Source organism: Limosilactobacillus gastricus PS3 (assembly GCF_000247775.1).
GTDB classification, from domain to species: domain Bacteria; phylum Bacillota; class Bacilli; order Lactobacillales; family Lactobacillaceae; genus Limosilactobacillus; species Limosilactobacillus gastricus_A.
In genome coordinates this window covers 1-8,003 of the sequence record NZ_AICN01000079.1, presented here as the reverse complement: position 1 = coordinate 8,003, position 8,003 = coordinate 1, and the positions used below count along the sequence as shown (strand labels likewise).

Annotated in this window: 14 protein-coding genes; 6 read left to right on the top strand and 8 right to left on the bottom strand. The window is 39.7% G+C overall.

The annotated features are described in order from the left end of the window. Positions 1-52: 52 nt before the first annotated feature. From PS3_RS10535 to PS3_RS09555, 3 genes are read right to left on the bottom strand one after another with little or no spacing between them, the layout of a single operon-like run. Positions 53-214 carry a hypothetical protein gene (locus PS3_RS10535; protein WP_176662266.1) on the bottom strand — a complete coding sequence of 54 codons (162 nt, stop codon included), beginning with the start codon at positions 212-214 and terminating at the stop codon, positions 53-55. Beyond that, positions 204-407: a hypothetical protein gene (locus PS3_RS09560; protein WP_040468859.1), complete on the bottom strand. Its 204-nt coding sequence runs from the start codon at positions 405-407 to the stop codon at positions 204-206. The genes PS3_RS10535 and PS3_RS09560 overlap by 11 nt, the downstream gene beginning before the upstream one ends. 42 nt (positions 408-449) lie before the next feature. Beyond that, entirely contained in the window at positions 450-785 is a 336-nt protein-coding gene (locus tag PS3_RS09555; RefSeq protein WP_040468858.1) for a hypothetical protein, read from the bottom strand. Between the two features lie 48 nt (positions 786-833). Between PS3_RS09555 and PS3_RS09550 the strand changes: the two genes are divergently transcribed. Beyond that, positions 834-1,043 carry a hypothetical protein gene (locus tag PS3_RS09550; protein WP_040468857.1) on the top strand — a complete coding sequence of 70 codons (210 nt, stop codon included), beginning with the start codon at positions 834-836 and terminating at the stop codon, positions 1,041-1,043. Here the strand turns inward: PS3_RS09550 and PS3_RS09545 are convergent. The 5 genes from PS3_RS09545 to PS3_RS09525 all read right to left on the bottom strand — a co-directional run bounded on the left by PS3_RS09545 (position 1,009) and on the right by PS3_RS09525 (position 3,554). Continuing rightward, positions 1,009-1,383, bottom strand: coding sequence for a hypothetical protein (locus PS3_RS09545; protein ID WP_040468856.1), 375 nt, complete (start codon positions 1,381-1,383; stop codon positions 1,009-1,011). The two genes, PS3_RS09550 and PS3_RS09545, sit on opposite strands and share 35 nt — an antisense overlap. Before the next feature lie 368 nt (positions 1,384-1,751). Then, on the bottom strand, positions 1,752-1,964 hold the full coding sequence (locus PS3_RS09540) for a hypothetical protein (protein WP_040468855.1): 213 nt from the start codon (positions 1,962-1,964) through the stop codon (positions 1,752-1,754). Further along, a complete protein-coding gene (locus PS3_RS09535) occupies positions 1,957-2,154 on the bottom strand; it encodes a hypothetical protein (protein ID WP_040468854.1) in 198 nt (65 codons plus the stop codon). Before PS3_RS09535 ends, PS3_RS09540 begins: the two co-directional genes overlap by 8 nt. A gap of 360 nt (positions 2,155-2,514) precedes the next feature. Continuing rightward, entirely contained in the window at positions 2,515-3,285 is a 771-nt protein-coding gene (locus PS3_RS09530) for a Rha family transcriptional regulator (protein WP_007122826.1), read from the bottom strand. Positions 3,286-3,299: 14 nt separating this feature from the next. Further along, entirely contained in the window at positions 3,300-3,554 is a 255-nt protein-coding gene (locus PS3_RS09525; RefSeq protein WP_040468853.1) for a helix-turn-helix transcriptional regulator, read from the bottom strand. A gap of 141 nt (positions 3,555-3,695) precedes the next feature. Here PS3_RS09525 and PS3_RS10730 point away from each other — a divergent pair, with 141 nt between their 5' ends. The 5 genes from PS3_RS10730 (at position 3,696) to PS3_RS09500 (ending at position 7,825) form a co-directional block, all read left to right on the top strand. Beyond that, positions 3,696-4,052, top strand: a complete 357-nt coding sequence (locus PS3_RS10730; protein WP_040468852.1) for a helix-turn-helix domain-containing protein — start codon at positions 3,696-3,698, stop codon at positions 4,050-4,052. A 3-nt stretch (positions 4,053-4,055) separates the two neighbouring features. Beyond that, entirely contained in the window at positions 4,056-4,430 is a 375-nt protein-coding gene (locus PS3_RS09515) for a M48 family metalloprotease (protein ID WP_040468851.1), read from the top strand. 30 nt (positions 4,431-4,460) lie between these two features. Next, the gene (locus PS3_RS09510) at positions 4,461-5,795 is read left to right on the top strand and encodes a DUF4041 domain-containing protein (protein WP_040468849.1); all 1,335 of its coding nucleotides are present in this window, start codon (positions 4,461-4,463) and stop codon (positions 5,793-5,795) included. A gap of 121 nt (positions 5,796-5,916) precedes the next feature. Then, positions 5,917-6,663: a potassium channel family protein gene (locus PS3_RS09505; RefSeq protein WP_007122824.1), complete on the top strand. Its 747-nt coding sequence runs from the start codon at positions 5,917-5,919 to the stop codon at positions 6,661-6,663. Positions 6,664-6,730: 67 nt separating this feature from the next. Further along, entirely contained in the window at positions 6,731-7,825 is a 1,095-nt protein-coding gene (locus PS3_RS09500) for a tyrosine-type recombinase/integrase (protein ID WP_040468846.1), read from the top strand. The last annotated feature ends 178 nt before the right edge of the window (positions 7,826-8,003 follow it).

The window sequence follows — 8,003 nt, the reverse complement described above, 5'->3', positions numbered from 1 at the left end:
CGTTTTTAGTTTCCACATAGTGTTCCCTCCCCGCATGTTAAATTAGCTAACTTTAAAAGAAAGTGGTCATAATCCAATTACGGATTCCTTTGTTGCTGAATAAGATGCCAAAGACGGTAAAGTATACCAATACAAAGGCAAGTGCGGAATTATCGCTGATTAGTGCGAACATATCCGCCATTCCGATTAACGTCCACGTTAAATTACGACTCATAGTCATTCTCCTTACGTCCGTTTCCATTGGTTACTAGATTTAATTCGGAGTCAATTTGATCACAAATCAATTCAATTCGAGCTTTTAATTTATTCCCATATCGTTCGACTTTAATTGATCGGACACCGTTTAATTCAATCCCGTCGATAATAATTGTTCTGGACGAGAAATCGCCCATTCGAAGCTCTGACATTTTAAATTACCCCCTCTCGCTTCAATCTCAACCATTTCATTTCTATAACCTCTCATTCCAATCAATCTTGCTCCTGTGTGTCGCTAACCACTTCTTGGCCAACGGCACATTAATTTGTGTTGTTTTTCCCCGACCGCCTCTAGGATTGACGACAAAGCCATCTGGATTGGTTTTATTCATTGTCGTTTCTGGATAGCGATCGAAGATGTATAACCGAATCCAATCTGGAGATTTATTGCAGAATAGGAACTGCCTAGCAGGCTCTAATTTCATCCATTCCGGTTCGCTTGCTGGTTGTTCCGGAAGGTAGTTAACAACCTGTTTAGCAATGCTCTTTAAGATCTCCTCATCCATCGGCACTGTCATTGTTACTTCCATTTCAATCACCTATAATTTAGTTATCCTCCAATGAAGGGAGGTGAAAACATGGGGCTCAGTCCAAAGCCATCTGCTCGTCGTAAGTTCAACTGGGAAGATCTAGATAACTATCTTCAGACAACTTTTGGCATGGGGAATGAAGATGAAACATCTATAATTCCGAGCAATTACTTGATGAGCAAAGATGAAATTATTGCCGAGCTACATAAGAACGGTTATCAAGTTACCGATCATGGCGATTACTTAACCGTTCGCTAGCGTGAGCTTGTTGAATTAAAGCTCTCACGGTTTCAATATCCTCATCGTGTTTAACTTCTAATTCATCAAGCTGGTCACTAAGGCTGATCACTTCTTTATAGAGGTGCTTAGTCTTTTTTAATTGCTTCCGAAGCTTCTTTAGTTCCTTAGTTACTGCCTTCGTATCGATGTTTACTTTTAAGTTCATTTCATCTTTATTCATGTCTGTATTCCTTAATGCTTCTGATTTTTCAAAATTAACTGGGATATGCACCAATTTATAATCGTATGGTGCAATGTCTGCAGCACTGATCTGTTTAATTAATTCTGCAAGTGTTGTCTCTTTTCTTTCGTTATTCATTGTTTTATCTCCTTGATATAATTGACTTATCTCCTAATGAAAGGAGGTGACTATATGGCTACTAACCCTCCACAAAACAATGCTCGAAAGGGTATGGTTCGTGGACGTTCTCAGGTTCTAAACACCAAGACCAATCGTTACGTTAAGCGCGATACGAAAACTGGCAGGTTTTTAAATGTCAAACAAGACGGAACTAAGTTCAAAGGTGTAAGAACTGAGAAGTAGTCTTTTACCGGCCAGCTTGCTTCTTTGCAGGCTGGCCTTTTTTGAATCCAATTTGTTTCATCTGACTGCATTGCTTTGGCTTCTGGCAGTATGTGCTTTCTAAATGCCGAAATGCTCGTAATCCTTTCTTCATATTGCATCTCCTACAGCCCTAAGTCGTCGTCCTGAATCTTTAGTTCATATTCATCTTCTCCAACTCTTAGAAGCAGGTTCTTTAATGGATGACCATATTCATCCTCAAGGATCTGTTTTTCTTTTTCTGAAACGTTGATCAGTGACGGCAAATTCCCACTAGCAGCACTAATAGCGCAGGTTTTACCATTATCTAGTCTGGTTAAATAGGCACCGTTAATCATTGCTATCTCCTATTTTTTTATTACTAAATTCCTCGTGAACTTCACTTAAAGCTAATGCTAGGATCGTTTCTGCCTTGCCTAGTGTCTTTCCTTCAAGCAATTCCATAACCTGCTTTACTATTTCGTCAGTGTCATCTTCAACTCCAAGGCTGACCATCGACATACCGTCAGTCCATGCGATTAATTCCATCTCTACGCCTCCCTATCTGAATTCGTCTAGGCTAACACCTAGTGCATCCGCCGCATTACGAACTGCAACGAAGAAAATTAACAATATTAGCGCTATCTCTAGCGCCGTTTCATTACCAAAGGCGATGGTAAATGTAAATTCAATGAATCATATTTCTAACACAATCAAGCCTTCACTTACTACAGCTAGCGCCGTTCCTGGTAACAAACGATTTCGAAATCTGTCTTTGGTGCAACAAAGGCAGATTTTTTATTTCTCTAGGGCTTCCTTCAATGTCAGTTGCATCTCTACGCCTCCTAAAGCTGATTAATACATCAAGTGCTTCTCTTACGTTTTCGAATTCGGTCATCTTTGTTCCCCCTAATCAAAGAAATCTTCTTGAATCTTGAATTGATTCTTTTGGAACAGTTCAACTGCTTTTGGATAGTAGCGCCATGCCCCTTCAGCCGTCTTGTAACTCAAGTGATGATCACTCTTGATCCCTAGAATGTTGCCCCACTTACCAATTTGCAGTGGTGAAACACCTAGTTTTTCGCCAATTTGACTAGCGGAATATTCTTCCCGGCCACTGATTGGCAACCGTGTCATCATGCCGATTACGTCATTTCGCATATCAAGTGCCATCCGTGTTTCACCGTATTCATCCGCCCGATCGGCTAATTCTAACCAGATCTTGGCGTCTTCGTTCCGTAACTGGTGTTCCTTGTTATCATTTTGGCGCTTCATCTCAAGCAACCATTCACGTTTAAATTCAAGGTTATCCTTGGTAAGTTTCTTATCCTTACTACCGATCAACTTACCGTTATGTTCTTCTTGGTATTGGTTGAACAATCCAACGTAAGTAGCGGTGAAGATGGTTCCTTTCTTACCAGTGAACTTATTAGCCACGAATTCACAGCCTTGTTTCGTGAGTAGGTAACAAGGAAGCGTCTTGCCTTGTTGCGATTCGTAGCTTGATTCGATGAAGAATTTACGTGAGTCCAATTTTGGACTCTCCTCTAAATCGTTGATATACCGGCGGATATCCCGCATTAAGTGGCGGTGGATCTTACCGATCATCTTTGCCACATCTCGGCTATCCATAACATCCTGATCGTTTACTTGCTTGATAATTTCTACTTGGTTTTCCATTCCAATTACTCCATTTACTTTTCGCTAAAAGCGTTATTGGGACCAAAAAAAATATAATCTAACGGTATCTCGTAATATTCTGCGAACTTCTGCATTTGATTCCACGACAACACGGAAGAATCCTTTTCCCACCGTCCAAGAGTCTTGTCCGATGTTTTTATCCCAACGCTTTTCATGTCTTCCGCGGCCTGCTCAAGTGATAATCCTTTTCGAAATCGCAAATCGCCAATAGTGTGCTTTACTTCAATAGGTATTGCTGCAGTTTCCATATCCATCCCTCCTTTCGTTATATACACTATATCACGCTTTTAACGAAAAGCAACCTTTTTTTCGGAAAAAGCGTAATTTTCTTCCGTTCCCGTGATATACTATAGACGTTGAAAGAATGAAGATTATTGAGGAGATGAACAATGAAAGATATTAACGAAATCCTCTCAGCCAACCTGAATCAACTAATGAAGAAACATGACGAAAATTTATCAAAGTTATCTGATAGTATTAACGTTGCATATTCAACAGTTTCAGATTGGCAACACGGGCGAAAAATGCCACGAGCCGGTTCGTTAGAAAAGATAGCAAACCACTATAATGTGAACATCTCATATCTAACAACTGACCATGAACTGATCAACGAGCCAACATCCGTAGACACTGCTATTGATAACATGCAGTCCTACCAAGGCAAGCCGATTAGTGACGACCAAAAGGAGATCATTCGTGACCTGGTTAAGGGGTATCTAGATCGCGACATGAATAAAAGCAAGTAAGCTATGAACGATTTAATTCAATGGTTGATTAATTACGCCTATGACCGCAACGTGAGCATCATTGCTACCCGACAACTTCTCCCTAATACCCCTTCACAAACAAATGTATCAAACCGTGTTGTGGTAATTAACATGAATTGGTATAACCCGATAGAGATCCCATTCATCTATGCCCATGAAATTAGCCATGCACTTTGCGGCCATGTGATGGCTTCGCCCAAGAATGAAATTGAAGCCAACCGGAAAGCGGTTGATTTATTAATTAGGTATTGCCAAGAGAATAATATCTACATCAATAATTCGGTTGAGTTTTGTGAGGGATTTGGAATTCCGTTAAGGCTAGGCTACCTTATAGAAGACTGGTACAAAGTTGGGTAAATTTATAGAAATAGAAAGAAGATTGTAGAAATGTTAGATATCTTTAAAATTCAGCAATTCAAAGATCAGATTGCATATCTTCAAGAAGCCAATGACCGGTTGCAAGATGCAAACCGACGATTAGTTGAGGAGAACAATGAAAAACTATCGGTCAAGCAAAAAACAAATATTGAACTGGACCGTGACAACAAAGAAAAGCTAATGGAACAAGAAGACCTAATCAGCGACGTTGAAGATTTAAAGGACGAGTTAAATCACCTTAAGATGGAGATTGAAGAGAAGAGCAAGGTGCTTGCGGATGTAGGCGATCAGATTTACTTTGAACAATTTGGCTTATACAAACCACATTATTCATTCGCTAACTCAAGTTCGTATAAAGCACAATTAGATCAAACCAGGGCTACTCAAAAGAATATGATCAGGGAAAATATTGCGGCTACCATCTTCCGTCCAATGATGCTTGATAACTCCAAAAGTAAGGGCGAAGCCATGCAAAAGAAGAACATCAAGCAATTACTCAGGGCCTTTAACGGTGAATGTGAAGCAGCTATTAACAGGGTTACAAAGGCTAACATTGAGACGATTGAAAAGAAAATATCAAATTCATTCAATCAGTTAAATAAATTGAATGGCCCAAATGGGGTTCGTATTAGCACGGCGTATTTTGATGAAAAGATCAACGAATCCCACATTGCACTAGAATATGCGATGAAAAAAGATGAGGAAAAGGAACTCCTCCGTGAAGAACGTGAGCGTGAACGTGAAGAAAGGCAACTCCAACAAGAACTATCACGAGAAAAGAAGAAGTACGAAAAAGACGAAGATCACTTTATAAAGGCTCAGCAGGAATTAACCGAGAAAATTTCCCAAACTAATGACTCCACTGAGATTGACTCTTTGAAATCTGAATTAGCAGAATTACAAGCTCAGCTGGATGAGATTCGCGTCAAGAAAGATAAACTAACAGACCGTGCTGAAAACCCTACGGCTGGTTATGTCTATATTATTTCTAACATTGGTTCCTTTGGTAAAGATGTTTTCAAAATTGGTGTTACCCGCCGTTTAGAACCTATGGACCGAATTAATGAATTGGGGAGTGCCTCTGTTCCATTTAAGTTTGATGTCCACGCCCTAATCTTCAGCAATGATGCTTTTAAATTGGAAAGTGAACTGCATCAGCATTTTAACAAACAGCGCCTCAATCAAGTAAATAATCGTAAAGAGTACTTTAATATCACTATTGATGATGTAAAAGATGTTCTAAAAAACTATCAGAACTTAACCTTTGATTTTCACGAAATTCCCGATGCAATCGAATATCGAGAATCTTGCAAAATCAAGCAAAGTATCAGTCAAGCTAATTAGCAAATGTAAATTAAGAAGTAGACTTTGGCGATCTCTCGGACATCCGCCGTGTGGGAGTAATAAAAGAAGATGGGCAGGCTATCCGGTTTGCCACACGCTTGGTCAAGGACTTTACCCAACCATGATTAACAATAAATATAAAAACATCATTTATATCGGCTACGAAATTATGATGGCAGCACTATCGATTGCTTCGATTTTTATGATAGTATTGGATTATGCAAAAAGTATTGATATTACCGCCTATCCATACAACGTGTTTGACAACTTAATACTGACTATCTTTACAATTGATTATTTTGGTAGATTAATTGCATCAAAAAATAAACGAAAATTTATTGCTGGCAACATTTGGGATCTACTTTCCATTATCCCCGTTAACCAGATTTTCTATTTCTTTAGGGTCGCCAGAGTCTTTCGCATCTTTAGGCTGTTGAAGCTATTAAGACTAGTTAGACTTATAGGCCTTACTGGAAGGTTACGTAAGTTTATTAATACCAATGGCTTAATTTATTACATTTACATAAGTATTGTAGTACTAATCATTGGTGCTTCTATGTATAGCATTTCAGAAAAGGTAGATTTTGCTACCGCTCTGTGGTGGTCAATTACTACTGCCACAACCGTTGGCTATGGTGATATTTCACCAACCACCTCTATTGGTAAGTTAGCTGCAGTTATGGTAATGATCATTGGAATTGGCTTTATTGGAATGCTAACTAGCTCAATTAGCAACTTCTTTATTGCTAATGATGATGTTGATTTAAAAGATGAGTTAGATAAACTACACAAAGAAAACGATCAACTTAACGATAAATTAGATAAGCTAGAACAAATCATTAGAGAACAGCAACAAAATGAAAAATAGATAACACGCACGGCAGGAGTATTTATATTAACTTCCTGCTTTTAATTTACACTTGGAGGAAAAATCAATGGCGTCAATCACAAAACGGGGTAAAGTGTGGCAGGCTCGTATAACTTGGATGGATAGTAGTGGGAAACGGCACTCAAAGTCAAAATCAGGGTTCAAAACTAAATCACAGGCTAACCAGTGGAGCGTGCAACAAGAATCGGTGCTAGTATCTGGAGTACAGATCGATAAGGATTCGACGCTGGTTGACTACTTCGATCACTACATCGAGATATACAAGCGGCCGCATGTCACAGAATCGACGTACAAAGGCTATGGATTCATCCGCCGTCAACTCGTCAACTTTTTCCAGTATCGCAAAATCAAGGATATCACACGGACGGACTATCAAGAGTTCATCAACTCCTACGGGTCAGATCATGCGCCAAAATCAGTGCAAAAGTTGCATAGTATTATGCGTGGTTGCGTTCAATCGGCCATCCTAGACGACTACATCATCAAAGACTTCACTCAAGGCGTTCAGGTCGTCGCTAATAAGGATAAGATGGTCAAAGTTGATTATTTGAATCTTGATGAAATCAAGCGACTACTTAACTACACGATCGACGGTATTAACCCCCTACGGCGCTACACAAGCCGTTACATAATCGTTACGGCGATCTATACTGGAATGCGTCTAGCAGAGATTCAGGGGCTTGTATGGAGCGATATAGACTATCTACACGAGACCATCACGATAAGCAAAACTTGGGATAGTGTCAACCATAGATTCAAACCTACTAAGACTGAATCGTCCAATCGTACGATCAAGGTACCGGATAATTTGATTAAATTACTACGGCAGTTACAGGCTGTTTCATCGTCAACCATGGTCTTTGTCGACCAATTCGGACAGATACCGACTTCAAACGCCGTCAACAAGCTCCTACGGCGGTTATTAGACGAGTTAGGTATTAAGCGGGCCAACTTCCACTTCCACTCACTAAGACACTCACACGTGGCTATTTTGCTATCGCAAGGCGTTGATATCTATGCGATTAGTAGCCGGCTGGGTCATAGCAACATTAGTACGACCACCGACACATACGCCTACTTGATTGACGAGTACAAGGATAAGACCGACGATCACATCATAAGCGCACTTGACCAACTATAAGAAAAAGACTAGCCTTAGCTAGTCCTTCGAGAAAGAATATAAAGAAAATAGGTATATAGTGCTTGTAAATCCCTATGGCAGTATTATAGCACATTCTGTACACACGATGTACACAAGATAGCGGTTAATCGTTGATATATCAACAATCTAAACACCTTGTATATGCTCACTCGCCTCA